The organism is Wolbachia endosymbiont of Spodoptera picta (assembly GCF_018141665.1).
Classification (GTDB): Bacteria; Pseudomonadota; Alphaproteobacteria; order Rickettsiales; family Anaplasmataceae; genus Wolbachia.
In genome coordinates this window covers 628840-655585 of record NZ_CP067976.1, presented here as the reverse complement: position 1 = coordinate 655585, position 26746 = coordinate 628840, and the positions used below count along the sequence as shown (strand labels likewise).

21 protein-coding genes, 3 tRNA genes and 1 pseudogene are annotated in these 26746 nt (G+C 34.6%); 13 read left to right on the top strand and 12 right to left on the bottom strand.

Translation table 11 applies throughout. The features are described from left to right. Nucleotides 1-261 precede the first annotated feature (261 nt). The 3 genes from cutA (at nucleotide 262) to JKF54_RS02775 (ending at nucleotide 1226) form a co-directional block, all read left to right on the top strand. The gene (cutA, locus tag JKF54_RS02785; RefSeq protein ID WP_211908645.1) at nucleotides 262-597 is read left to right on the top strand and encodes a divalent-cation tolerance protein CutA; all 336 of its coding nucleotides are present in this window, start codon (nucleotides 262-264) and stop codon (nucleotides 595-597) included. Then, nucleotides 588-659, top strand: a tRNA-Gln gene (locus tag JKF54_RS02780). The genes cutA and JKF54_RS02780 overlap by 10 nt, the downstream gene beginning before the upstream one ends. A gap of 138 nt (nucleotides 660-797) precedes the next feature. Continuing rightward, the gene (locus tag JKF54_RS02775) at nucleotides 798-1226 is read left to right on the top strand and encodes a hypothetical protein (protein ID WP_246433248.1); all 429 of its coding nucleotides are present in this window, start codon (nucleotides 798-800) and stop codon (nucleotides 1224-1226) included. Here the strand turns inward: JKF54_RS02775 and JKF54_RS02770 are convergent. Further along, nucleotides 1223-1513, bottom strand: coding sequence for a hypothetical protein (locus JKF54_RS02770; RefSeq protein WP_211908641.1), 291 nt, complete (start codon nucleotides 1511-1513; stop codon nucleotides 1223-1225). The two genes, JKF54_RS02775 and JKF54_RS02770, sit on opposite strands and share 4 nt — an antisense overlap. Nucleotides 1514-1952: 439 nt before the next feature. After that, nucleotides 1953-3149, bottom strand: a complete 1197-nt coding sequence (gene dapE / locus JKF54_RS02765) for a succinyl-diaminopimelate desuccinylase (protein WP_211908639.1) — start codon at nucleotides 3147-3149, stop codon at nucleotides 1953-1955. Between the two features lie 42 nt (nucleotides 3150-3191). On the opposite strand from dapE, the pseudogene JKF54_RS06760 reads away from it, so the two are divergent. Further along, nucleotides 3192-4461: pseudogene (locus JKF54_RS06760) on the top strand (iron-containing alcohol dehydrogenase). Between the two features lie 553 nt (nucleotides 4462-5014). Here the strand turns inward: JKF54_RS06760 and JKF54_RS02750 are convergent. The 6 genes from JKF54_RS02750 to dnaE all read right to left on the bottom strand — a co-directional run bounded on the left by JKF54_RS02750 (nucleotide 5015) and on the right by dnaE (nucleotide 11602). Beyond that, nucleotides 5015-5086: transfer RNA gene (locus tag JKF54_RS02750), tRNA-Met, on the bottom strand. Further along, entirely contained in the window at nucleotides 5086-6378 is a 1293-nt protein-coding gene (gene purB, locus JKF54_RS02745; RefSeq protein WP_211908637.1) for an adenylosuccinate lyase, read from the bottom strand. The genes JKF54_RS02750 and purB overlap by 1 nt, the downstream gene beginning before the upstream one ends. Before the next feature lie 236 nt (nucleotides 6379-6614). After that, on the bottom strand, nucleotides 6615-7169 hold the full coding sequence (gene rplI / locus JKF54_RS02740) for a 50S ribosomal protein L9 (protein ID WP_211908635.1): 555 nt from the start codon (nucleotides 7167-7169) through the stop codon (nucleotides 6615-6617). Nucleotides 7170-7172: 3 nt separating this feature from the next. After that, entirely contained in the window at nucleotides 7173-7451 is a 279-nt protein-coding gene (rpsR, locus tag JKF54_RS02735; RefSeq protein ID WP_015587948.1) for a 30S ribosomal protein S18, read from the bottom strand. Next, nucleotides 7451-8224 carry a 30S ribosomal protein S6 gene (gene rpsF / locus JKF54_RS02730; RefSeq protein WP_211908633.1) on the bottom strand — a complete coding sequence of 258 codons (774 nt, stop codon included), beginning with the start codon at nucleotides 8222-8224 and terminating at the stop codon, nucleotides 7451-7453. Before rpsF ends, rpsR begins: the two co-directional genes overlap by 1 nt. A 48-nt stretch (nucleotides 8225-8272) precedes the next feature. After that, on the bottom strand, nucleotides 8273-11602 hold the full coding sequence (gene dnaE / locus JKF54_RS02725) for a DNA polymerase III subunit alpha (RefSeq protein WP_211908632.1): 3330 nt from the start codon (nucleotides 11600-11602) through the stop codon (nucleotides 8273-8275). Between the two features lie 199 nt (nucleotides 11603-11801). On the opposite strand from dnaE, the gene JKF54_RS02720 reads away from it, so the two are divergent. Further along, nucleotides 11802-12725, top strand: coding sequence for an ankyrin repeat domain-containing protein (locus JKF54_RS02720; protein WP_211908631.1), 924 nt, complete (start codon nucleotides 11802-11804; stop codon nucleotides 12723-12725). 423 nt (nucleotides 12726-13148) lie between these two features. On the opposite strand, the gene JKF54_RS02710 is transcribed toward JKF54_RS02720, so the two are convergent. Next, nucleotides 13149-14117 (bottom strand): LD-carboxypeptidase, encoded by a 969-nt coding sequence (locus JKF54_RS02710; protein WP_211908629.1) that lies wholly within the window; start codon nucleotides 14115-14117, stop codon nucleotides 13149-13151. Continuing rightward, nucleotides 14117-14734 (bottom strand): lipoyl(octanoyl) transferase LipB, encoded by a 618-nt coding sequence (gene lipB / locus JKF54_RS02705; RefSeq protein ID WP_211908628.1) that lies wholly within the window; start codon nucleotides 14732-14734, stop codon nucleotides 14117-14119. The genes JKF54_RS02710 and lipB overlap by 1 nt, the downstream gene beginning before the upstream one ends. Before the next feature lie 218 nt (nucleotides 14735-14952). On the opposite strand from lipB, the gene JKF54_RS02700 reads away from it, so the two are divergent. The 5 genes from JKF54_RS02700 (at nucleotide 14953) to JKF54_RS02680 (ending at nucleotide 19530) form a co-directional block, all read left to right on the top strand. Beyond that, on the top strand, nucleotides 14953-15252 hold the full coding sequence (locus JKF54_RS02700; RefSeq protein ID WP_211908627.1) for a hypothetical protein: 300 nt from the start codon (nucleotides 14953-14955) through the stop codon (nucleotides 15250-15252). Between the two features lie 13 nt (nucleotides 15253-15265). Beyond that, the gene (locus JKF54_RS06360) at nucleotides 15266-16453 is read left to right on the top strand and encodes a hypothetical protein (protein WP_246433246.1); all 1188 of its coding nucleotides are present in this window, start codon (nucleotides 15266-15268) and stop codon (nucleotides 16451-16453) included. Between the two features lie 278 nt (nucleotides 16454-16731). Next, nucleotides 16732-17907: a phage portal protein gene (locus tag JKF54_RS02690; RefSeq protein ID WP_211908625.1), complete on the top strand. Its 1176-nt coding sequence runs from the start codon at nucleotides 16732-16734 to the stop codon at nucleotides 17905-17907. 51 nt (nucleotides 17908-17958) lie between these two features. After that, the gene (locus JKF54_RS02685) at nucleotides 17959-18951 is read left to right on the top strand and encodes an ankyrin repeat domain-containing protein (protein ID WP_211908623.1); all 993 of its coding nucleotides are present in this window, start codon (nucleotides 17959-17961) and stop codon (nucleotides 18949-18951) included. A gap of 129 nt (nucleotides 18952-19080) precedes the next feature. Next, entirely contained in the window at nucleotides 19081-19530 is a 450-nt protein-coding gene (locus JKF54_RS02680) for an ankyrin repeat domain-containing protein (protein WP_211908622.1), read from the top strand. 69 nt (nucleotides 19531-19599) lie between these two features. Here the strand turns inward: JKF54_RS02680 and JKF54_RS02675 are convergent, their stop codons facing one another. Beyond that, complete coding sequence (locus JKF54_RS02675; RefSeq protein WP_211908621.1) at nucleotides 19600-22098, bottom strand: AsmA family protein; 2499 nt, start codon at nucleotides 22096-22098, stop codon at nucleotides 19600-19602. A 121-nt stretch (nucleotides 22099-22219) separates the two neighbouring features. Beyond that, nucleotides 22220-23716 carry a murein biosynthesis integral membrane protein MurJ gene (murJ, locus tag JKF54_RS02670; protein WP_211908620.1) on the bottom strand — a complete coding sequence of 499 codons (1497 nt, stop codon included), beginning with the start codon at nucleotides 23714-23716 and terminating at the stop codon, nucleotides 22220-22222. 131 nt (nucleotides 23717-23847) lie between these two features. On the opposite strand from murJ, the gene JKF54_RS02665 reads away from it, so the two are divergent. The 3 genes from JKF54_RS02665 to mnmG all read left to right on the top strand — a co-directional run bounded on the left by JKF54_RS02665 (nucleotide 23848) and on the right by mnmG (nucleotide 26739). Then, nucleotides 23848-23923, top strand: a tRNA-His gene (locus JKF54_RS02665). Nucleotides 23924-24070: 147 nt separating this feature from the next. Then, complete coding sequence (locus JKF54_RS02660; RefSeq protein ID WP_211908619.1) at nucleotides 24071-24601, top strand: hypothetical protein; 531 nt, start codon at nucleotides 24071-24073, stop codon at nucleotides 24599-24601. Between the two features lie 89 nt (nucleotides 24602-24690). Further along, nucleotides 24691-26739 carry a tRNA uridine-5-carboxymethylaminomethyl(34) synthesis enzyme MnmG gene (mnmG, locus tag JKF54_RS02655; RefSeq protein WP_211908618.1) on the top strand — a complete coding sequence of 683 codons (2049 nt, stop codon included), beginning with the start codon at nucleotides 24691-24693 and terminating at the stop codon, nucleotides 26737-26739. Nucleotides 26740-26746: the final 7 nt, after the last annotated feature.

Sequence of the window (26746 nt, the reverse complement as noted above, 5' to 3'; positions counted from 1 at the left end):
TTGACCTATGCAACAAAGCCCACTGGAATCCAGAAATTTTTTGAGCACGAAAGTTTATGCTAAGTTTTTGTTGGTAAAAAAGGCTGGATCCCAGTGTCACGCACTGGGATGACAAGAGGAGAACTACTGGGATGACAAGGGGAGAGCTACTAAATTACATCTTCAATTTCTGTGTGTCAAGTACTGAAGAGGTCTCTCCTATTTTCTCTTGATGAATAAATCTAAGTAGAGTATAGTAAAAATGCATTTATGTAGCGATTAATGAGCAATTTAGTTTTAGTCTATATAACTTTTTCAAACTTGAAAGAGGCTCAGGCTATTTCTGAAGAATTGTTAAACGAGAAGTTAATTGTGTGTGTAAATATATTTCCTGAAGTAAATTCTCTGTATTTATGGGAAGGTAAAATTAATAGTAATTGTGAAGTAGTGGCAATTATGAAAAGTAGGAATGATCAGGCTGATAAGATTGTAGAAAAAATCGAGGCAATGCATTCTTATGGTCAACCAGCCGTTTTGATAATACCCATAGGAAAAGCGAATAAATCTTTTACTAATTGGGTTAATAATGTTATTGATATAAACAATATTGGGGTGTAGCCAAGTGGTAAGGCAGCGGTTTTTGATACCGCCACGCGAAGGTTCGAATCCTTCCACCCCAGCTTTATTGAAGTGTGCGTGAAATGATATCACTTTTTTATAAATTAAGGTTATTTAATTACATATTGGGCAGTTTGAAAGATATAGTTGTCAAGCTATTTTTTTTCACTTTGTATCTTTATACATCGAACATTATGCTCATGTTTCTCACCAGTGGCTTTTGGTATGCTGTAGAATTTAGCTCTTTCAAAAATGCATTTTACCATTTATATCAATATTTAAAATGGTATTATGAAAATAGAGATGATTTGGGTTATGGAGTTTCTATTAGAATATTAGTAGCGTTTCTTACTCCGCATTTTCTCTACAAATTATTTTCTGGCACAGGCTGGAAGTCTTTTTTCAAGGAGAAGATAGTTCAGATACTCAGCACAAGAAGAAAAATGGGTAATAAACCAAATGGCAGTAGTTATGGTTATAGTAATAAGAACAGTTACGGTAACAATAATCTTCAAGAGGCAGAACGGAAAGTGAATATGATAAAGCAGCTATTAATCCAAGATATAGATGAAGCTATAGAAAAAAGATTAAATGATATTTTTCTTGGTGAGAGGGGTAAACCTCATTAAAAGGGCTTTATCTTTTTTAGAATTGGCTGTATTTTGTTTTTTACGTATAACCGATCGCAATCAGCCAGTATACATGTTTCAACAAAATCTTGACTGAAGTCTGATAGCCAGGAAATTGCTTTACGTTTCTCTACCAAGCTTTCTGTTTTTTTACAGTTACTTGCTGCATCAATCATTGCCTGTGATATCACTGATTGCCACAGTATGCAGTACCTTTGTATATCATCTAAAGTGCTATTTGCTTCGTGATGGTGAAAAAACTCTTTGAAATTGAAGTTATTTGACATTATGTACCTCTTTAAGTTGAAAATTAGAATTTGAAGTAGTGCGAAAGTTGTCTGCTGCAATGAGTAGCCTTTATGACAGTCAGACCGGGTTTTATGTGAGCTATAAATGTTTAAGAAATTATATCTATTCAGATCTATGTGAAACCAGTGCTTCTTTTCTTGTTATCCGAGCTGGGATCCAGGTTGACAAAAGCGCTTTACAACGTTTTGTGTACAAAAGCCAGTGTTGCATGACACTATTTGTTCTTATAGCTTTTTTGTCTATCTTATTTTGTCACTCTGCTGAACAGATAATTTTCGCCAATAAGCTTTCTACTGAATTTTTGTTATTGAGCTCACACAGATCAAAGACAAGTTTTGAGTCAAAAATACCCTTAATATTATAATAAGGGGCTGGTAAAATGTGTCTAGTAAGTTTTCTTCTCTATGCAACTGCACCTCAAGCTAATAATGGACCATCAGGCGTATTACCAATTACATTGATCTGGTTTAATATTTTATTAGTGGGGTAAAAATAATTTTTTATAAACTCCTTATATATAGCTGTTAATTTATGTATATCGTCTATTGATACGCATTCATTTACCTGATGTGCGGTTTTGTTGATCATACCAAATTCAATTACTGGACAAATATCCTTAATAAACGCAGCATCAGATGTGCCACCATTTGTACTCAGCACAGCATCAATGCCGGTAATTTTATTTATCGCATCAAGCATAATATCAGTATTTCTATCAGGAATAGAGAGAAAAACGTTTCTGCTGCTCTGCATAGACAGTTTATAATCGTTAGTCACATTGGTGCATATTGCATCAATCATCTTATATAAAACGTCTGGTGTTTGTGTATTGTTATATCGAACATTAAAACCTGCTGCTATTGAACTAGGTATTAGATTATTAGTATTATTTCCAACGTCGATAGTAGTAATTTCGCAATGTGAAGGCTGAAAGTATTTATTACCAGTATCAAAAGTGGTATCTTTTATCTTACTTAGTATCGATACCATTTTATATATTGGATTATCTGCTAGATCTGGGTAGGCAACGTGCCCTTGTTTACCATGGCAAATCAATTTAAATGTTGCAGAACCTCTTCTACCTATTTTTATGGTATCACCTAATTTCTCACTACTAGTTGGTTCGCCAACTACACAAAAATCTATCTTTTTTTGCTTGCTTTTCATCCATTCCAAAACGGCCTTTGTTCCATGTTCTTCCGTGCTTTCTTCAGCGCTGGTAATCAATGCACTGATTGAACCGCTGAATCGAAACTTACCTGCAACTGAATCTACGATAGCAGCAATAAATGCAGCTACTCCGCCTTTCATATCAGATGCTCCTCTTCCATATAGCATTCCATCTCTAACTTCTGGCTTAAATGGATCAGATATCCAATCTTTTAACTCACCTGGTGGTACAACATCAACATGTCCAGCAAAACACAAGTTTGGTACTCCATTTATATATTTCGCATAAAGATTTTTAACTTTATCACCAAACTCTAAAATCTCACATTCAAAACCACTTTTCTTGAGAATGGCTGCTATATGCTCTATTGCCCCATCGTCTTTTGGTGTTATACTTCTAAAAGAAATTAATTTCTTAGTTAGTTCTATAGGGTCAATCTTCATATCAATCTTGAAATACTAACATTACCGTATTGTAAACATTCTATGCGATATTTAAAACAAATATTACAGCACACAGAACAAGTTCTTATTAGGGAAGTAAAAGTACTTGCTGATAATATCTATGAAATATGTAGACAATACGGAAATGACATTTTTCTGATTGCAGATGAAAATACAGCAAAACTTTTAAACAAAAACATACTTAATAAAGTTTCTCATTTAATTATTCCAGCCACACCTGTCATTCCAGCGCGTGACTATGATGGATCGCAGTGTCACGCTACTTGGATGACACCAAATGGACTGAACAGTGCTGCTTCTCTCCAAGCTGTAAACCTAGTTAGAAATAAAGCAAAAGATAGTGACTTAATGGTTGCATTTGGCAGTGGCACTGTTAATGATATCTGTAAGTACGCAAGCTATTTAGAAGGCAAAGACTACATATCCTTTCCAACAGCTGCTTCCATGAATGGATATAGCTCTGCAAACGCTTCAATATTAGTTAGTTGATGGATATAAAAAATCGTTCGGAGCACATCTTCCAAAGGCAATATACATTGATACCGATATAATTGCCAACGCACCACCACGCCTCACATTAAGTGGATTTGCAGATTTCATCTGCCGTTCAACAGTACAAGCCGATTGGCTATTATCTCATCTATTACTTGGCACAGAATATAATGAATTACCCTTTAAACTTGTTCGCAATCTGGAGGAAATTTTGCTCAGAGAACACTTGGCACTTGCTAAAAAAGATAAAAGAGTAGTTTTATTACTTATGGAAGCCTTATTGATTTCAGGACTCGGAATGGTGATGTCAAAAGGCAGCTACTCTGCAAGTCAAGGAGAACATATGATAGCTCATGCAATTGAGATGGTAACACAGGATTATTCCTCCTCGTTACATGGGGAAAAAATTGCTGTGACAACGATTACCATGGCTAACTTGCAAGAGGAGATATTGTCAATACAAAACCCGATTACCAAACCGATCACTTTAGATGTAAAACATATAACTCAGTGCTTTGGTAATACCGAATTTATAAAAATTCTAAAGCAGAAGCAAATGATGCGGCAAAAAATTCAAGAGATTATTTGCAAAGAATGGAGTAATATTTCTAGTTTAATTAAGCAAAATTTACTATCTGCAAAACACCTGCAGAAAGTATTTGAAGATCTATCAATTCCGTACTTACCGGAGCATCTTAATTGGAACAAAGAGCAATACTGCAAGGTAGTCAATCTTACATTTGCAACAAGAGATAGATTCACCTTTCTTGATCTGGCTGGTTGTATAGAAAAAAGTTAGATTTTGTGTATTCGTTCGGTAGGGTAGCAAAATAAGATAGACAAAAATACAGTAACAAATGGTGTCATGCAAGTAGCTATCCAGCCTTTCTTAACAACAAAAACTTAGCATGACTTTTGTGCTCAAAAACTTCTGGATTCCAGCATCAAGTGCTGGAATGACATGGTGAAATATTATTCAAGTAGCCTCTGTCCCAGTGCCTATTCGGTGTCATTCAAGTCAACTCTTTTCTTGTCATCCCAGTGTCTAGACACTGGGATCCAGAAAACTTCACTTTAAATGAGTGCATTAGATTGTCTTTATATAGATGCCAGTGTCAGCTACTCGGATGAAATTCATTTAGTTGTCTTTTCTCATCTACCTTACCACTTTCTTGAACGGATACCATTAGCCATTCCCCTGAATAGATACAACAAATGTTGTATCTTTATCACTTCACATACATTATTCCATATACTATATGAACAACTGAAAAAAAACTTCAGTTAATTGACAATGAATCACGTTATTTTGTCAAGTGCGCTGCTATCGCCAAACCATAGCTTAGCTTGAGTGGCTGAGGAGGGATTTGAACCCCCGACCAAGAGATTATGATCCTCCTGCTCTACCACTGAGCTACTCAGCCTAATTAAAAACCTTGCTATATATGTAATCTATATGTTTCATATAATACTTCAAATCAAACAAAGACTCAAGTTTTTCAGAGTCAATAATTCCGTGCAAGGATTTATCTTGTTTCAATTCGAACAGAAAATCACTGTTATCTTGCTTTACTTTCATTGCATTATTCTGAACAATTTTATATGCCTCTTCCCTAGTTAAACCACTACTTACCAACTCAAGCAATACACGTTGTGAGAAAATTAAACCCTTTGAAGAGTTTAAGTTCTTTTCAATGTTTTCCTTATCGATCGCCAATTTATCTATCAAATCTGTTAATCGCACTAAAGCAAAATCCATTGTTATACAAGCATCAGGGGCAATGCACCTTTCCACAGACGAGTGCGATATATCTCGTTCGTGCCATAATGCAACATTTTCTAATGCAGGAAAAACATAGCTGCGTACTAAGCGTGAGAGCCCAGTCAAATTCTCACTTAAAATAGGATTACACTTATGCGGCATAGCAGAACTTCCCTTCTGCCCAGTGGAAAAATATTCAGAGATTTCGCCGACTTCAGTTTTTTGCAAATGACGAATCTCAATTGCAATATTTTCTATTGAGCTTGCAATTACTCCCAAAATTGAAAAGAACATGGCATGTCTATCACGAGGGATGACTTGAGACGATATGGTTTCAGGTATGAGTCCCATTTCTTTCGCTACATACTCTTCAACAAATGGATTAATATTTGCAAAATTACCTACTGCACCTGATATTTTACAAATTGAGATCTCTTTTTGCGCGCTAATTAATCTCTGATAATTGCGTTTAAATTCAGCATAAAATCTAGCAAATTTTAATCCAAGAGTTATTGGTTCTGCATGCATTCCATGACTGCGCCCAACACAAACAATATCTTTATAGTCCTCAGCTTTTTTTTTCAATACTATAAGTAAATTTTTTAGATTCTTGAGTAAAATATCACATGACTCTTTCAACTGCACTGCAAGGCATGTATCTAAAACATCAGAACTTGTCATTCCGTAATGGAGATAACGAACATCAACTCCCGCTTTTTCAGAAATATATGTCAAAAAAGCTATAACATCATGTTTTACAATGGATTCAATTTCGTTAATACGCTCAATATCAAATTCAATAGCACCAGAGAGCTTTTCAGCAACATCATTTGGAATAACTTTTAATTTTGCTTGAGCTTCACATGCTAATTTTTCTATTTTGAGCCATATGTTGAACTTATTTTTTTCTTCCCAAATAGAAGAGATTTCTTTGCTGCTATAGCGTGGGATCATTTTTGATTTATTCCAATAATGGTGTCATTCCAGTGCATGACACTGGAATCCAGATATAAAAGTATTTGCAAATTATTCAATGGACAACGGATTCTAGAAGCATAAAATAATGTCCATGATGAAATAAACTGGATCCCAGTGTCACGCACTGGAATGACATGAAAGGAGCACTGGAATGATACCAGCTTAGCAATGGAAGACATTTCTTTACGACTATAACAAGGGATCATCTTTGATCAGCTATCATCACCATCAGTAGTTTCTTTACTCGCATCTTGCTCTGCCTCTTGTTGCTCAGATTTCTGATTTTGCAACTTTGCTTGCCTTAATTCATGTGCATCTTTCTCAGATCTGACAACGTATATAGTAATTGGCACTATCACTTTACTATGTAATTCTATATTCACTTGATACTCGCCCAAATTTTTGATACTTATTCCACCAAAAGATAAACTATGATGACTTATATCATATCCTTCTTGTAATAAAGTTTTTGCAATTTCACGTGTGGTTACAGAGCCAAAAATCTTTCCATCCTCTGAAGCTTGCTTTATTAATATAATAAATTTATCATGCAGTGATGATGCAAGCACTTTTGCTACATTTAATTTTTTGGTATTTTCTTCTTCCAATAATAAACGCTGTTCCTCTAACTTTATTAAATTTTCCTTAGTGGCTTTCATCGCCTTTTTTTGTGGAAAAAGAAAATTACGTGCATAACCTGGCTTAACTTTGACAACTTCACCAATCTTACCTAAAGTTGTTATATTTTCCTTTAAAATTATTAACATAAATTACCTAACTTTTTTAGTACAGTAAGGAGCAAGAGCTAAAAAGCGTGCTCTTATAATTGCTAAGCGCAACTTTCTTTGTTTTCTTGCGCACACACCTGTTAACCTTCTAGGTAATATTCTACCATAGTCAGAGGTGAATTTGGACAATAAATCTATATTCTTATAGTCTATGTCCTCATCTTTAGATGCAGCAAGAGGACAGACCTTAGGACGCCTAAAGCCAGTTCTGTTATTTACAGACACGTAAGAATTATTAAAACTATTTCGTCTTTTCATCATTATGCACTTTTCTCCTCAATTTGTTTATCCATCATGTAAGATTTACCTTTAAAAAACTCATTAACCCGTACAGACAAGTGGCGAATAATATTCTCATTCAGTTTTACTCTACGCTCAAATTCATCCATAATGCTTGAAGTAAAACTTATACACATCATACAGTAATGACCACTTTTCATCTTATTTATTGGGTATGCAAAATCTAATAGACCCCAATATTCATATTTTATCAATCCTGAAGCTTCAATATTTTTCAAAAGCACTTCCAGCGTTTTATTCAATTGATTTGAGTCTACTATTTTAAAACTTTTTAAAACCTCTTGAAGGGGCTTTATTAGATGTTGTGAAATATTTTCCTTAAAAGCATTTACTACATTATAAATAAATGCACTTTTAGTGTTAGCTCCTGGAAGGTCCATAAAATTTTGTTTTATTCCCGTATCACTTAGTTCATTTTTCAATTCTTTATCGATTCTTGACTTTATTTCTTTTAAATTTGAAAAATCTTCTTCCAATTCAACCCATAAAATTTTTGTCAGAGTTTCCAAAAAATCAGAGTAAACAATCAGACTTTTTTTAATGCTTTCAGTACTTGCCTCTAGCTCTTGTTTTGTAACTGTGCTATGTTCTCTTTCTATGAGACCTTTAACCTCCTGAGAAATAACATCTGCTTTAATATTTTTCAACAAAATAGCCAATTCTTGGACCATTTCTTCTACTTCTTGCTGCAATAAGTTCGGTTGTGCTATAAAAGTAAATTCATAGAGATTCACTATATCTTCCTTTAATATCAATTAAACACTTTATTATATAAAACTTTTTTATATAAGCAAGTTATTTGTATTAATTTCTACGCCTTCAATCCAACTTAAGTGAGATATTTCATAAATAGCTTGGGGGGTGATTGAATATGTACCTGGCAACAAGATGCTGACTTTATGTTTTTCGAGAAGAAACTTTAGCATTATTTTGGTTTTGCCTCCATTTTTCAACACTGCATTCAACTCCTCAGCAACTTTTTGCGAGTCTGCACATACAGCAGTTAAAACTAATCCTTTCATTAGAGAAGTAACCTTTTCTGTAAATTCAGATATGTCCTTTCCTGATAGTCTCGTTGTGTTTTCTGAAATTTCAAGATCAATTATCACAAATGCTCCAGGTGAAAATAGATTCCTTTTTTCTTCTATTATTTCATTATTGTAGAATGCTATTTCAGAAACATTGTGGGGATCAGAAAGTGTTAGGATAACAAATCTTCCACGTTCTGAGGTTCTCATACGCACATTTAATATTACACCAGCAGTTTTTATCGTTTTACTCTCTCCGATAAACCCAATATTTAATTTTTTCAAGAGAGTTCTAAACTTTTCAAGTGGATGATTAGTTAAGTAAAATCCCAATGAAAATAACTCATGCTCTAATTTTTCCTCTTCATTAAAATCTTCCACGTTCTCAAGTTTTGGCTTCAGAATATCAAGATTACCAAATAAAGCAGCTTGATTTGACTGCCTATTTTTATTTGCAAAGTAAATCAATGTGTCTATTGACTCGTATAACTGCTTTCTATTTTTGTGCACACTATCGAATGTTCCAGATTTAATTAAACTTTCTAATGCCCTTTTATTTATTACATTCCCCAAATTTTGAATGAATTCCCATATGTCCTTATAAGAACTTGAGCGTGCATTTACTATTCCTTCTGCTATAGCAAAACCAACATTACGCAAAGCAGCAATTCCGTAGCGTATGTGCTCACCCTCTATTGAAAATTCAGCCTTAGATTTGCTGATATCAGGCGAAAGAACAGCAACTCCACTGAATTTTGCAGCATGATAAAACAAATTCAGTTTGTCTCTATCATCAATGTTGAGATTCATCAAGGCCGTAAAAAATTCTAGCGGGTAGTTAGCCTTAAGGTAAGCTGTTTGGTAAGATATAATCGCATATGCTGCAGCGTGGGATTTATTAAATCCATAACCAGCAAATTTTGCAACAAGATCAAAAATATAACTTGCCCTGTCGTAATCAACACCGTTTTTTGTTGCTCCTTGAACAAAAAGTTCACGTTGTTTATCCATCTCTTCCTTAATTTTCTTACCCATGGCACGTCTGAGTAAATCCGCCTCTGCTAAGCTATATCCAGAGAGAATACGCGCTATTTCCATTACCTGTTCTTGGTAGATTATTACTCCGAATGTTTCTTTTAACACCTCCTCAAGCAATGGATGAATGTAATCTGGCTTTTCAAGTCCATGCTTTCTTGCAACATAAGTTGGAATGTTATCCATAGGCCCTGGGCGATAAAGAGAAATTAAAGCGATGATATCTTCAATGCAGTCTGGCTTTAGTTTGATTAAAGCTTCTCTCATTCCCGAACTTTCAAGCTGAAACACTCCGATTGAATCACCTCTTGAGAGCATTTCATAGGTTCTTTGATCAATCAAAGAAACCGAGGAAATATCAAATTTTTTTTCATCACGATTAATTAAACGACATACATGATCTATTAGTGTTAGCGTACCAAGTCCAAGAAAATCAAATTTTATTAACCCAGCTTTCTCTACATATTTCATGCTGTATTGAGTGATTGGCAGAGCCGAATTTGGATCATAATAGACGGGAACAAAATTTTCTAATTTTTGATCGCATATTACAATTCCAGCAGCATGAGTTGAAACGTGACGATATATTCCTTCGAGCTTTAGTGATATATCAAGAAGCTTTGCAATTACCTCATCACTATCTCGTTCTTTCTGTAGGTTTTGATCAAGCTCTATCGCTTGCGATAAAGTTACAGGATTTACTGGATTAAATGGAACCATTTTAGATATTTTATCCACTTGAGAGTAAGGCATTTGCAATACTCTACCAACATCACGCAATACTGCCCTTGCTTGCAATTTTCCAAAAGTGATTATTTGAGCAACATAACCGTACTTTTTCTGAACATAATCAATAACCAGGTCCCTTTTCTCTTGGCAGAAATCGATATCAAAGTCAGGCATCGATACACGATCAGGATTCAAAAATCTTTCAAAGATCAGACCAAATTTTATTGGATCAAGATCTGTAATTTGTAAGCTCCAAGCAACAATCGACCCAGCACCAGAACCTCTTCCCGGTCCAACTGGAATGCCATTTGCTTTGCTCCAACGAATGAAATCAGAAACTATCAAAAAGTAGCCAGCGTAGTTCATCGAAGTTATTACGCTTAGTTCGTAATTCAGCCGATCGTAGTATTGTTTAAGGTCTATGTCCGTTTCACTTGCAATACGCAGCTTCAACCCTGAAACTGCCTGCTCCCTCAGTTCTTCATTCTCAGTTTTATTTTCTCGACAAGGAAATTTAGGCAAGATAGGCTGCCTGCTTCTTGGCATGTAAGAGCACCGCTTAGCTATCACTAAAGTGTTATAAATTGCTTCGGGGATATCGCTAAATAGCTCCTCCATTTCCGCCACAGATTTGAAATAATGTTCAGTGGTTAGCTTCTTTCTGTTATTCTCGAGAGCATAACTGCCCTCCGATATGCACGTTAATATATCATAAGCTTCATAATCAGATCTATTTGAAAAAAACACATCATTCGTTGCAACTAGTGGTATATTGCGCTGATAAGCAAAATCTATTAAAGCTTCTTCAAGCTCTAGCTCTTTATTCAGCCCATGACGCTGCAATTCAACATATAAATGACCATCAAATGCTGAGAGCAGTCTTTTTATCGTTTCTTTATCTTGCTTCAATAACAGTTGAGCCAATATGCCGTCATATCCACCAGTTAAGGCGATTAGGCCTGAACTTAAATTTAATAGCTCATCAAAATCAACGTAGGGAATATCGCTGCTATTTTTACGCTTTTTAAAAGACTCACTCACCAAAGTGACTAAATTAGTGTACCCTTGTTCATTTTTTGCAAGTAGCAGTATTGATAAATTTTGTTCTAAGTGTCGAACGATAATATTACATCCTATTATTAGCTGTATTCCCCTATTAGCTGCATATTCTGCAAATTCAAGTGAGCCAAATAAGTTACCTGAGTCAGTAACTGCAACTGCCGGCATTTTGTTCTGCAAACAAAGACCAATCAGCTCCTCAATTTTAACCGAACTCTCAAGCAGAGAATAAACGCTATGAACACGCAAGTGTATGAACATGAAAAACTTTAGATTAGCAATAAAAGGATAACATTAATTTGCTTGTAAGGATATGAAAAGGTCTAACACTGAAATAACACAAAGAGGCTATTTGAATCTAATTTACTATTCACAATCCCGGTTATTAGCTTATTTGAGTTGATTTTTCATCATAATTATGAAATAATTAAACATATTGTTTAATATTGAAGGTAGAATTATGACAGGAGAATATAAATCACTGAAAAAAGTACTGAGTACGATTGAGGTTAAGGAAGGCTTAGATAAATATAATATAATTAAGAAAATACAAGAAGAACTAAAGGAACAGAATCTATTTCTATATTTGTTGTGGGAGATAGGTAGTTTTGATGTAAATTATGTATTTTCTCTCTCCTTCTGTATTGAGTGTATGTTATTAAAGATAGCTGCTAAGAATGGTTACACAAATATAGTAAATGTTTTACTAGAAAAAGGAGCAGATGTTAATGAGAGATATCATTCGGGTAATACTGTTTTGCATTTAGCTGCTGAGAATGGTCACGTAGATATAGTAAAACTTTTACTAGAAAAAGGAGCAGATGTTAATCGGAAAAATTGGTGTGATATGACTCCTTTGTATTTAGCTGCTGAGAATGGTCACGAAAAGACAGTAGAGTTTTTACTAGCAAAAGGAGCAAATGTTAATGAGAAAGGTTACCACGATATGACTCCTTTGCATTTCGCTGCTTGTAATGGTCACGAAAAGACAGTAGAGGTTTTAATCAAAGCAGGAGCAGATGTTAACGCAGCAGATCAATATGGAGAGACCCCTTTAGATTATGCTGTAAGTCAAAACGTAGTAACAGTTCTATTAAATGAAGTAGGAGGTTCTTTTGTGAAAGCACGTAATAAGGCAATGATTGCTGGTGGAGTGAATACATTATTAGGCACTGCTATAGCAGTGGCACTTTTTACAACTGGAACAATTGCAGCTCAGTTGATACCTATCGTTATAGCAGTGGTTGCAGTTACAGCAGCAGCACTGGTAGTTGGTTGTGCTACATATGAATTGTTAAAGCCTAGTACTAAAGTTGATGGAGCAGAAAAACCAATTGTCAACTTAACAAATGAACAGCAGGGAGTTACTGTCATTTCTTCATAGTGGAACGCGTTGCGCACATCTGTACAGAGTTGAAGATGTCATGCAATTATCTGACACTGGAATCTATATAAAGGCAATCTAGTTCACTCATTTAAAGTGAAGTTTTCTGGATCCCAGTGTCTAGGCACTGGGATGACACTGAAGGGGTTACTCGAATGACAAGAATAAGGAGTACTGGGATGACAAGAAAGCACTGATTTCATATGCATCTGATAAAAAAGATGATGTCATGCAAGTAGCTGACACTGGCATCCAGTTTTTTTTGTGCAATTCCGTCAAAAAAAAGCGCTTTCGTGTTTACCAACTTAGTTGGATTCCAGTGTCAAGCACTGGAATGACACCAAAGAGGCTACTCGAATGACAAGAAAGAGGGCTACTCGGATGACAACGAAGGTGCTGGAATGAAAGGAGTGTTAGATAAAGCTACTTGTATAACTGTTGCACATCCATAAACTCCTTCTCGTCTTGAACGCTAATGGTAGCGTGAGTGTTGAAAGGTAAAGGGTCATTTATATCTCCATGGCCTACTCCTTTCATTGTAAATACTGGAAAGTTGACACTTTTTGCAAACCTTTCTTTTACAATTTCGACAAGATTATCATTATAACAGTTAACAAAGTCACCGAATATTACTGCATCTACTCCATCAAAAATATGAGCTTGTTTTAGGTGATCTAAACTGCGTTCAATTGAATATGGATAAACTCTTATGTCTTCTAAAAATAGAATTTTGTTTTTTGCGTTTATTTGCCAAGCAGTTCCTATGCTATTTTCAACCAAAGTCATATTACCACCGATGATTTTAGATTCTAATATGCCATTTTTTAGTCTAACTCCATTATTTATCATCTTTAAGTTGTCAAATCTGATAGAGTTGTGTTGGTTAAGAATTAATTCTTTTAATTTTTCAACAGAGCTTTCAGCAACAGAGTTATTTACTATCATTTCCAACATGGTACCGTGAAGAGTTTGCCAGTCATATTTAACTTGCAGATAAATATGTAAAGCAGTGATATCACTATAGCCTATAAGAATTTTTTTGTTTTGAGCAATTCTTTCTTTTTTATCATTGGGCAGCTTTTCTAGGTAAGGAATTAGCCGAGAAGCCCCTTCTCCTCCTCTGATACACCAAATTATTTTGCTATCATCAGTGAGCGCATTAACCAAATCATTCGCTCTAAACTCATCAGAGTTAGAATAAAATGGGTTGTCATTACTGTATATTTTCTCCGAAATATGGGGATTAAAACCCAAAGTTTTTACGTATTCTCTTATAGTAGGCAGATCTGATTCTTTTCCTTTCGAAGAAGGAGCAATAATATCAACTTGATTGATTGTGTGTGCAGGATTAGTGAGTAAAAGGCATAGAAAATAAAGAATAAAGGAATACATTAAAATATCTTATGAAACTCTTGCTTTAATATATCATCTAATTCGCAAAGAGAAACTTTTACTCCTAGTTTTTCCATTGATGTAACGCCGTAATCTTTTAGTCCACAAGGAATAATACCCTCATAGTGGGAAAGGTTTGGAGAGACATTAAGTGCTATGCCATGATAAGTTATCCATTTTCTCAAGCGAATGCCAAAAGCTGCTATTTTTTCTTCTACTCCGTTGTTGTTCACCCAAATGCCTATTCTATCTTCCTTAAATTCCCCAAATATATTAAAGTGTTTTAAAACATTTATGATCCAATTACTTAGGTCTCTGATATATAGTTTTATGTCACATTTGTTTCTTTTTTTAAGATTTAGCATTAAATATATAATGCGCTGCCCTGGTCCGTGATATGTATATTTACCACCCCTACCTGTTTTATATATAGGAAATAATTTTTCAATAATGTCATCATCTGTTGCACCGATTCCTGCAGTATAAAGTGGAGGGTGCTGGAGTAGCCATACTAACTCATCAGATAAATTATTGTGAATTTGTTGAATTTTTGCTTCCATGAATTTCACAGAATGGTTATAATCAGCAAATTGGTTAGATATTAGCCATTCTGTCATATTCAATTTCTTTTATTTAATTTTATAATACTTACTTGATTTTCAAGCAAGTTTAGGTTGTTAGTGAGCTTTTAAAGCGTTCCATATAAAGCTATATAAGGCTTTGTAACAAAAAAGGGAAGCTATCGCCTAATGATGAAAAATTTGACATATGTTGCTAGATATGCTAACATCATTAATAAATATTTAACATTTATATTTTTAGCTAGGGAGTAATTATGCCAAATATAAGTACAGAGTTTAAACAAAAAACTCAACTTCTTGAAAAACATTTCCATGATAGAACACTCCAGCCTATGAGCGAGTTCAAGAAAGTAGGAGAGAAAGAAGTAGTCTGCAGTTCAGGATTTCAAGCAGAGCACGAGTATAGCGACAATGAAGGTGATAAGGCAGCTTTCATGATTAAGTCTGTTCTAAATCACACGCTTACAAAAGAGGAAGAACAGTCTAAGTTAGCACAATTCAAAGAATCTTTTTGCAAAGGATCAAGAAAAGCTACAAAATTGCAAAATCCTTAATTTGCCAAATTTTGTGATAAATAATAATCTTGATTTATTATGGCAGTCAGTAGAAAGCGATATATGTTATGATGACCTTAATATTGCTGATTTTATCAGGGAATATGTTGCTGGTGATTTATATAAGCTGTTTTTATATGATAGAGCTCCAATTGTTGAATTGGTAACAAATAACGATTTGCCAAAGGAAAGATTTGCTAATGGTAATGATCAATTTAAAGAGCGCATTGAGCAAGAGAAAAATCAAGGGCAACTTCATTTGAGATCAAAGTTTTTGGACAAATTTACAACATTAATGGATCTTAAAGAAAAAGGCAAAAACCACCAAGATGCAAAAGGTTTTGAGAAAATACTGGCTGCTCAAATATTACTTGTAGAAGCTGATATTGTGAACCCAGAAAATTTTGGTGTAATAGAAAAGGAGTATGAAAATGCAAAGGGTAAAAAAGTAAAAGAAAAACTCTGGGCAAAAATTGATCATGGTAGATCATTTTATTTGATCTTTAGTGGCACCAAAAGTTATTTACAAAACTTTTATACCTTTCTGACCACATTGAGAAGCTATGGCATAAAAATAGATCTAGAAAAGCTATCAAAAGAGTTAGAGGATTTTATTGACTATTATGATCAGAATAAAGAAAAATTTGAAGCTTTAATAGATAGGAAGGCAAGCACTTTAAATCATGTATTGAATCCTAACATGCAATTTAACCTTAGGTATATTGATGGATCCATATTGAATGTTAGGAATTTTAAGTACATGAAAGGAGAATTTAAAGGCCAGAAGATGAAGAAGGTAGGTTTTTCTTTTTCTCTTTCAATTCTTGATAACGATTCTCCAAGTACTAGTTTTAGTGATTACTTTAAACAAAACTTAGAAACCCAGGTTAAAATGGCAAGAAATCTTACTGGTCCATTGAAAGATCTTGCTGGACCATGGAAAAATTTCGATAGAATTGAAAAGATTTATAGTTACGTAATCAAACCTTCATTCTGTCTATTTGTTCCAACGTTAATAGCAGCTATATTTACAAGTGGAACCTTAGGCACAGCTTTTACTGTAGCTGCAATGATTACAGGAATGTGTATGCTTGTTGGAATAGTGACAAACATTTGTCTTAATGTTTATGCAATGAGTAGCTGCAATAGCAAAATTAACGATCCAAAAGTTGAGGGGTTTCAAGGAGAGCTTCAGCTTTGATAATAGCTTTTCTGGTTTCTTTAACGATGGTATAGTTGAAGTAGTCCATGTTTGTCATCCGAGTAGCTGACACTGGGATCTAGCTTTTCATACAATCTAGTCAAAGGTGTTCGTTCTGGTATAAAACAGCTATGCTCACCAGTTAAGTGGGCTATCTACAATTAAATTCTTGGATCCCAGTGTCAAGCACTGGGATGACATCATTCTTGTAACACTAATTGATATAATTCAACTACAATTTCAATCTTTTAACAAATTCAATTTTTCAGGAGGCACATATGAATTTTAATATTTTTCAAAGAAAGAAAAGCAGTGAATACTCTGCTTTGCAACTAATGATGGAACCAAGTTGGAGTAGGCGCGATTATGCAAGTTTTGCTGAGGAAGGCTACATAAAAAATGTCATTGCCTTTCGAGCAATTAATATGATCGCAAGTGCTGCATCTTCGGTACCTTTTACTCTCTGCCAGCTTACTGACCAGGGAAAATCACAACTAAAAGCGCATCCATTACTGAAGTTACTTTATTCTCCTAATCCAATGACATCAAAATCGGAATTTATTGAAGGGATTGTGACTTATCGATTAGTTAATGGCAATTCTTATGTATTGATGATTGAGGCGCAGAACAAACCAACAGAGCTTTATCTTCTGCGCCCTGATAGAGTTGAAATTGTTCCGGGGAGAAGTAACGTTCCTTATGCCTATCGTTATACCGTAAATAACAACAGTTATGACTTTAAAGTTGATAAATTGACTGGGCGTTCAACAGTACTGCATCTTAAAACCTTTAACCCTTTGAATGATTGGTATGGACTATCACCAATTGAGGCAGCTGCATATAGTATAGATCAGCATAACCAAGCGGGAGCTTGGAATCAGGCAATGCTGCAAAATGGAGCAAGACCAAGTGGTGCAATAGTTGTAAAATCAGAAAAGGATGGAAGTGGTGGAAACTTAAGTCAAGAGCAGTACCAACGCTTAAAAGGACAGATAAATGATCATTACTCAGGTCCTGTCAATGCTGGAAGACCTATATTGCTTGAAGGGGGTCTAGAGTGGAAGGAAATGAGCTTATCACCGAGGGATATGGATTTTATTGAGTCAAAACATAGCTCAGCTCGTGATATTGCTCTAGCTTTTGGCGTTCCGCCGCAGTTGCTTGGCATACCAGGTGATAATACTTATAGCAATTTGATCGAAGCACATCTTTCCCTTTGGGAACAGACGATTTTACCAACACTAGAAAATATTATTTGTCACTTAAATTCTTGGCTAGTGCCCAAGTTTGGCAAAGATTTATGTTTGTCATATGATAAAGACGCGATAGAAATTCTAATGGAGAAAAGACAAAAGATGTGGAAATACGTGCAAAACGCAAGCTTCATGACGCTTAATGAAAAAAGAGAAGCTTTTGGCTTGCAACCGTTACCCGGTGGTGATAAATTGGGTTGATATTATTTTTTTGCATATTAAATTAACTACAATGAAATTGTGGGGTAAATTATGAATGAAAGGGAACAAAGAGAATTGGATGAACTATTAATGAATTCTTCTAAAGGAGAGAATATACAGCAGATTACGGAGTTGATAGAAGCTGGAGCAAATATTAATGCAGTAACAACTGTGCAAAAGGAGACTCCTTTACATATTGCAGTTAGGTATGGTCATAAGGAAGTAGAAGAATTGCTGCTTAATAAAGGGGCAAATGTTAATGCAATAGAAAGGCGAAAGTGGACTCCTTTACATACTGCAGTTAGGTATGGTCATAAGGAAGTAGCAGAATTGCTGCTTGATAGAGGAGCAAATGTTAATGCAGTAGATAATCTGGATATGACTCCTTTACATTTTGCACTTAAGTATGATCGGGAGGAATTAGTAAGGTTGCTGCTTGATAGAGGAGCAAATGTTAATGCAGTAGACAAGACAGGAAGGACCCCTTTATCTATTGTAGCTAGTGATGATTACAAAATAGGGTATTGCGATAAACCGATGGTTGTAAGAACTATAATTGCATATGCTGTGGTACATAGTGGTATCACAACGAAACCAGAGTGTATTGTCAAAAATATTGAATTGTCCAAATTTTGGGATGATTATCAGAATGAGATGATGAACGTCAGGCTTAGTAACAGCAATATATCGTTATATCAGTTTCTGCGAGAGACTGATGAGAATAAATTAGCAGGTTATTTGTCTGATAGAGAATATGATGAAATAAGGTGTTCTGACGCATTGGAATATATATCAGAATTTCCTGAACACGTTGATACAATAGTAAGCCAATTTGATAAGGCATCGGACAGAAGGGATTTATTAGATAAAAGTAAAGCAGCTATAGAGAATTCTAATTTGCGGGTGTTACATCAAGTTTTTGACGAAATAACTTATCACTTAACAGATAAAGAGTTAAAGAACATTATAGAGGCATTTCCAAGTCAGAATTTGGATAATCCAAGTGCTGAACAACTTCAAGCAGCTGCTCAAGCTCATAATTAGAGTAATGTACACAGGCCTATGCTCATTATAAAAGGAGAAACTTTTACCGTTACCCGGTGGTGATGCGTTGAATTGATATTTATATAGTGTAGATATTTATACTAAGCTGTAAGAAATTAGAGGTATTTTATGTATCAAGAACAAGAAAATTCAGTAGGTAATTCTCGATTTATTCTTCCTCATATAGAATTGTCATCGAGACGCAAAGCAAATATTAATGCAGCAGATCGTAATGGTGAAACTCCTTTACATTACGCTGCTAAAAGAAATCGCTTAGAGCAAGTGAAATTATTGCTTAAAAAAGGAGCAGTTATTGATATAAAAAATCGTTTCGGTTATACTCCTTTATACCATGCTGTTCGTGAAGGCCACACAAGTATGGTAAAATTATTGCTTGAAAAAGGAGCAGATATTAATATATCAAGTAATTCTTGTATTACTGTTTTACATTTATCTGTTCTCAAAGACTATAGGGAGATAACACGTTTATTGCTTGGAGAGACAGAGAGTCCAAGCACAAGCTGCAGCGACGCAAACATTGAGAAGGTACAAACAATCAATCAGTTTTATCATTGGTGAGAGTGGAACATCTTTTACTAAGGTCTAACTTAAAGACAGATGGTCCCTTAAATCCTACATCTAAATGAGTTAACTATTTTTCTTGCTAACTAAGGTGTTGTAAATTTGGTCTACATCAAAACTCATCTTAGGGCACCAAATAGGGCCATCTAAGTGTGCCTCGATATAAATAGGACTATTATGATTTGGTAGTATGAAAAAGAGTCTGAATATAGAAGTTAAGGAGAAATTAGATAAGATTAAATTAGAAGAGATAGAACCTGATGCTTGATCGGTACTAAACTGTGAACTAGTTGAACATACACCACTGTTAATACTTACTTTTCCATTAATATTTTCAAAAAGCGTACTGCCATTATATATATCAACGTAAGCAAGCTTGGAAATTTCAGGTTTATTCTTACTACTTAACAACTTAGTGATGAATGAATTAAAATCCACATTTGTAAACTCTATTTTCTGTGCTTGAAAGTTTACATTTCCTGATAAGTTACTAGCCCAATCATCAAAGCTTGTTCCTTGAGTTTTGATTTCACCACTTAAGCTTATCTTGCCATTTATGTTATTAACTCCTATAACTTCCTTGGTGTCCAAATTTGCAATAGAAAATTTTGTGTGAATTGAGCCTGCTTTTAGATAACCCTGAAAAAACATTTGTCCATGTTCTAGTATGTAACTTATCTGTTTGATAGTGATAGTGTTGTTTCTTATCACTGTATCCAAGTTAAAATCTTTTAAGACGTTTTGCCCAATTTTAAATTCTGTAGTTTTGATTTGCACGTTTGCATCAAAATCTCCTTTCTCATCTAAAAAATTAAGCTGCTTTGTTGACCATTGAATTTGATTTATTTCATTTCTTGAGTTTCTTTTTACCTCTAATAGTTTTGGTAATTTAAAGATATTTCCATTAAATTTATTACCTGTAAGGTTTACGTCTAATAAAGGCTTAGTGTATTTTTGATCCACTAATATTTTTACACTACCGGTAATGTCGAAATCTTCTCCGAATAACTTTATTTTATCTGCAAATAGCTTGTTCTCTTGTATTTTTAATGAAAAATCCAAATCTTCAATTTTTGTACCATTGAATATAGAATCTTTAACACTAGTTCTTATATTTACATCATATTTAAGATTTTTCAGCCATTGCACTTTGCTGAATAATGAATAATCATATTTATCTATATTAATGTTATGCATGCTAAATTTGCTATCGATCATATTGTGTTTTTTTGTGTGATTTACCTTAATTGATCCTTGCCAAGATTCTTTGTTATTTAGCAATCTGATATCTGAAAGAGATAATATTCTAGGTGCTAAATATAGTTTAGAACTTGCTGTAAATTGACTTTTCTCTCTTTCTTGCATCTTGATAGAAGGTAAAATATGTGAAATGAACGACTCACCCTTTATCAATATATCACCATTAAATTCAGACAAGTTGCCATTGTTTGAAACTCTTCCTGATAAGCGAGATATATTATTGGTTCCAGGAAATTGAAGAAGAGTATCAACGTTTATTTCGCCATTAGCAAATTTTAGCGTAGCATGAAATTTGTCCAATATCCTGTTTTGATATTGAATATTTGAAGCTTCCATATTAAAATCCAAGCTCAGGTTCTTTGGCACAACCTCTCTAAAAGATTCTAAAAGACCCTTCATATCTGTTGTTTTGTGTGAGCCGTTTTTTAGGTCGACTTTACTAAAACTAATATTGATATTAGTATGATCACTTTTTCTATCATTTTGTATTATACCAGTGCCTTGCATGCTTTTGGACTCAATTTTTAAATCAGTTGCCGTAAATTCGCTTTCATTGAGATTGATATTGGATGATATCTCAATATTTTCGCTGGGAATCACATAAGAAAGGAAGCTAAGATTAATGATTTTTGCCAAGTCGCTCATAGAATCAGAATTATTATTAATCGTCAATACTAAATTGCCCTTGAGCTCTTCTTGATTTCTATTACCTTTAAATAGCAAATTTGCAAAATTTGAATCAACACTAATGTGTACATTATTTTTTGTGACATTAACCTTTCCAGAAAAATCGTAATTGTTGTCACCAATCTGTACTTCACCAAAAAACTTCTTATTTTTTTTTATAGCAACTTCCTTGATGTTAATAGTATCGGCGTTAAAACTTATTTGGCTGTCCTTTATTAATATATCAACTATATTATCATTGGCTTTCGTATTTATAATATTAAGTAAATTTTCTTTGTTGCTTTTCATGCCCAAAAATGAGATTGACTTTGGTTGCAATGAAAATGAAAACAACGATAATAGCGATGGCCTTATTTCAATTTTTTTTGCACTAATTAAATCTGATAATTTTTGTTCCTTGTTTTTGTTATATTGTACATATACATTGTAAATAGTAAGTTTTGGAGTAATGAGCGAAACTTCAATTTTTCCTCCAACATGTACTTTAGCATCATGCGTCTTCTCTAACTCTTTTACGATATATTCTCTGTAGCCACTCCAATCCTTAAAAGTTGCAGCAACGTGCATGAGAATTAATAGCAACGAGATTGATAATATGGCGTATAAAGAAAGTTTCATAATAGACCTCTCATTCCAGCATCCCTTCTCTTCTTGTCATCCCAGTGCTTGACACTGGGATGAAAGGAGTGGATATTGGAATAGTAGCTGAAATGACATATAGCAATACAAAGGGTGTAATTTATACATATTTCAAATTATTCAAATTTCCTCTAAAAATTAGGTAAAGAGTGCTAGAATAAATAATAACACTCAAAGCTATTAAAGTTACTAAATAAACAATACGAGCTAGCCCTCTATCGCAAAACAACCCTGCTGATAAGTAATTAGAGAGATAAAGAACTATTGACATAACCAATGTTGCAGTGAGAATTTTTACAATATTTAGTAATAATGCTTGGCTAATCTTATACATCTTATTTATTGTTAAATAATTAATCAATAAAATAGAATTTATCCAAGTGGAAATGGAAGTAGCAATAGCAATTCCTATATGTTGGTATTTGTTCATTAATATGAGATTTAGTATTACATTAATTCCAAGGCACGTTAATGAGAACATAGTTGGTATTTTTAGCTTTCCCCTAGCAAAGAATGTGGGTAGCAATACTTTATTTATAATAAATGCGGGTAAAGAAAGAGAAAATGCTACTAATGTAGGAACAGTTTGCTGCACTGCATAATAATCAAATCGGCCGTAAGAAAAAAGCGTAAGTAAAATTATGTCAGGAATAATGATAAAAGCAGCAGTTATTGGCATAATTAATATTAACCCTATATTAAGGGCCTTGTTCTGTATTTTGACTATATTCTCAGTATCATTTATTCGTTTTGAAATCAGAGGAAGAAGTACTGTACCAATTGCAGTGCCAATTACTCCTTGCGGTAGTTGATTTAGTCTATCGGCATAATATATATAAGAAACTGCATTTGGTATAAAACTTGCCATGATTGTGTCAATCCATACACTTATTTGTATTACACAATTGTTGATAATTGCAGGTATCACACGTTTAAAAAATAATTTTACTTCGTTACTTAATTCTAAACTAAAAGAAAAGAAAGCCTTTAATTTGTATGCACTAAATATTATTAAAAGTAGCTGCAAAATCCCTCCAATCAGGACGGCTATAGAAAGGTTATGAGCCGGTGTTTCAATGTAAGGTAAAAACAAACTGATGATTAAACAGAGGTTCAAAATGATTGGTGAAATAGCTGTTGAAGCAAAATGCTGTTTTACTTGCAACATTCCACCAATAAGTGATGCGATTGACACGAAGATTATGTAGGGCATCATAATTTTCGACAAAGTTACAGTAAAGGTAAATTTATTTTGGTCAAATCCAGGAGTGAAGATTTTGATCATGTAGGGGAAGAAGGTTTGTGTGATAAGGCAAAAAATTACTAGAATAATAAACGTAATGGATATTACACTACTTGCGAAATTAAATGCCTTTTTATTATCATATGACTCTGCAGAGTATAATGGTATGAATGAGGTAGTAAATGCCCCCTCTGCAAAAAACGATCGAAATAAATTAGCAAAGCGAAACGAGGAAAAGAATATATCTGCAAGAGAGGTTGCACCAATAACCGTAGCAATCAATACATCTCTTATTAGCCCTGAGATTCTTGAAATAGCTGTAAAAAAACTAAATGTGAAAATACTTTTAAACATATCACGGTGTCAATACGATTGAGTATAATGATAAAAGCATGAATGAAAATATTTAAAACCCTCTGCAAAAGGAGGTAGCTTAAATAATCAATTGACTATTTGTGCTCGTATGTTAAAAATTTTATATCTTGGCGGGCGTAGCTCAGTTGGTAGAGCGTCAGTTTGTGGTACTGAATGTCGCCAGTTCAATCCTGGTCGCTCGCCCCACTCAAAATTTCCACTTTACATAAATATAAACATTAGATATTTTTGCACGGCCGTTGGCATTCCTTGTTGCTCTAGTATTTAGATGGCGGAGGGAAAGTTTGCAATTTAGAGTAAAAATGATGCCTATTAATTAGTGAGAGGGATTGTATGTATATTTGTTTGTTAGCTTATAGTATAGTGTCAGCACTAGGAGTATTAGCTTGTTGGTTAAGTTTTGACACTTCATCACCTTTAGCCATGGGTGCAATTGCTGGTTCTATGGCTCTAGTATTGATTGCGGTTTTGCACGTAGGATGTTTGCTATATAGGTTTTGCAAAAGAGATCCTATTGAGGAAGATCATGGAAAAATAGCAATTTTTTTGGGTATGGCTATACCTATAAGTACTATGATTGGGGCAGTGCTTAATGCAAGTGTGATTGCTGTTCTTCCTAATCCAGTAGTAACAGTGATTATCTTAGTAAGTGCAATAACAGGGCTAATAGCAACAATTATGGGGGTTTATGTAGCCACATCTTTAGTGCATTGTGCAGATGAAGCAGCAATTACATTTGCAGCAAGTGCAACTTCGATTACAGATTCTAAATATGTTGGAATATCTCAGGAAGAAGAAGTGGATGAGTGTATTACCTCTCCTACAGTTGAAAGATTTTCTTCTGTAAAAGAGACGATAATTTGAGCTAAGTTAGTGTGTAACACTGGAATCTGTAAAATTTGACATCAATCACTGATAGTTGGAATATTATAGAGTAGGAATTACTCAAGAAGATGCATAAGTACGACGTAGTGGTAGTAGGTGGCGGTCATGCCGGGTGTGAAGCAGCTACAGCTGCAGCACGCCTTGGTGCAAGCACGCTACTTATAACTCACAAAATTTCAACTATAGGAGAAATGTCTTGTAATCCAGCAATTGGAGGAGTTGCAAAGGGTGTTGTAGTTAGGGAAGTGGATGCCCTTGATGGAATAATGGGAAGAGCTATCGACCGAGCAAGCATACACTCGGTCGTTTTAAATGGCAGCAGAGGCGCAGCGGTATGGGGCCCACGTGCACAGGCAGACCGAAAATTATACAAAAAAGCAATACAGGAAATTATTCTAAATTATCACAACTTGAAAGTAAAAGAAGAGTCAGTTGACGATTTTCTTATCGAAAGTGATAGCAATGGAGAATCTTATATAAAAGCTGTAATAACAGACTCAGGTGAACGTATACTGACAAGTAGAGTTGTTGTGACTACAGGGACTTTTTTACGTGGTGTGATTCATATAGGAGAGCAAACAACTCCTTCTGGAAGAATGGGAGATAAACCTGCAATAGAGCTTGCAAACACGCTAAAGAAGTATGATTTTAAACTGGGCAGATTACGTACCGGAACTCCACCGAGGCTTGATCGTGGCACTATAAACTGGTCGGTATTACAAGAACAAGTGGGTGACAATCCACCTACACCATTTTCTTATCTTACAGAGAAAATTAACCAGCCTCAGGTTTCATGTTTTATTACTCATACTAATGAACATACACACAGAGTAATTCGAGAGAATCTTCACAGATCAGCTTCTTCATATTTAGATAACGTTATTGCACCAAGATACTGCCCATCAATTGAAACTAAAGTTAAAAAATTTGCAGAAAAAAATAATCACCAAATATTTCTAGAACCAGAAGGGATTGATGATAACACTATATATCCAAATGGAATTTCAAATTCATTGCCCATCGAAGTGCAGTATGAAATGATAAAGAGTATAAAAGGGCTTGAAAATGCAGAAATATTAAGACCTGGATATGCAGTTGAATACGATTATATCGATCCACGAGAGCTATTTCATACTCTCGAAACTAAGAAAGTTAAAGGACTATATTTTGCTGGTCAAATTAATGGTACCACTGGATATGAAGAAGCAGCTGGGCAGGGAATTATTGCCGGAATCAATGCAGCACTCTCTTTATCTCAAAAAAGTTTTGTTCTTCATCGTACAGACTCATATATCGGTGTAATGATAGACGACTTGGTCACTAAGGGAATTGCTGAGCCTTACAGATTATTCACCTCGCGTGCAGAATATAGACTGGCAATCAGGTCAGATAATGCAGATAGAAGATTGACACAAAAAGGTTATGACATCTCTCTTGTGTCGCATGAGAGATACTCTGTTTTGCAGGGTAAACTTAAATCCATTAAGCAACTTGAGGAGAAATTAGAGAGCCTAACAATTACTCCTGAGCAGCTCAGGTCCTATGGCATTAAAATATCTTATGATGGAATAAGAAAAACAGCATTAGATTTGCTCGGTTATCCAAATATTGACTGGAATAAATTACGAGAAATATGGCCAGAGTTAAACATGGATTCCAGTGTCAGCTACTTGCATAACACCAAAGCACCTCTTCCTGTCATCCCAGTGCTTGACACTGGGATCCAGTACTTGAATGATGATAGAATGGATGCAGTTGACACTGAAAAAAATGTAGATTCCAGCGTCATGTGGTGGAATAACACTATAACTGATAGCATAGCCAAGAATGAAATATATGAAGCAGTTGCAATTGAAGCAAAATACAAGCCTTATTTAGTAAGACAGGAAGCCGATATGAAGTTTCTACAAGAGGAAGTTAATACTCAAATTCCAACTAATTTCAACTACTCACAGATTAAAGGCTTGTCAACTGAAGTGATAGAGAAGTTGCAATCAATAAAACCAGCAACAATTGGCATTGCAAAGCAAATACAGGGCATCACTCCAGCAGCAATAGTTAGCATATTAGTGTACCTTAGGAATAAGAAAACGAAAATAGCTGCTAATTCTGCGTAAGGTATTC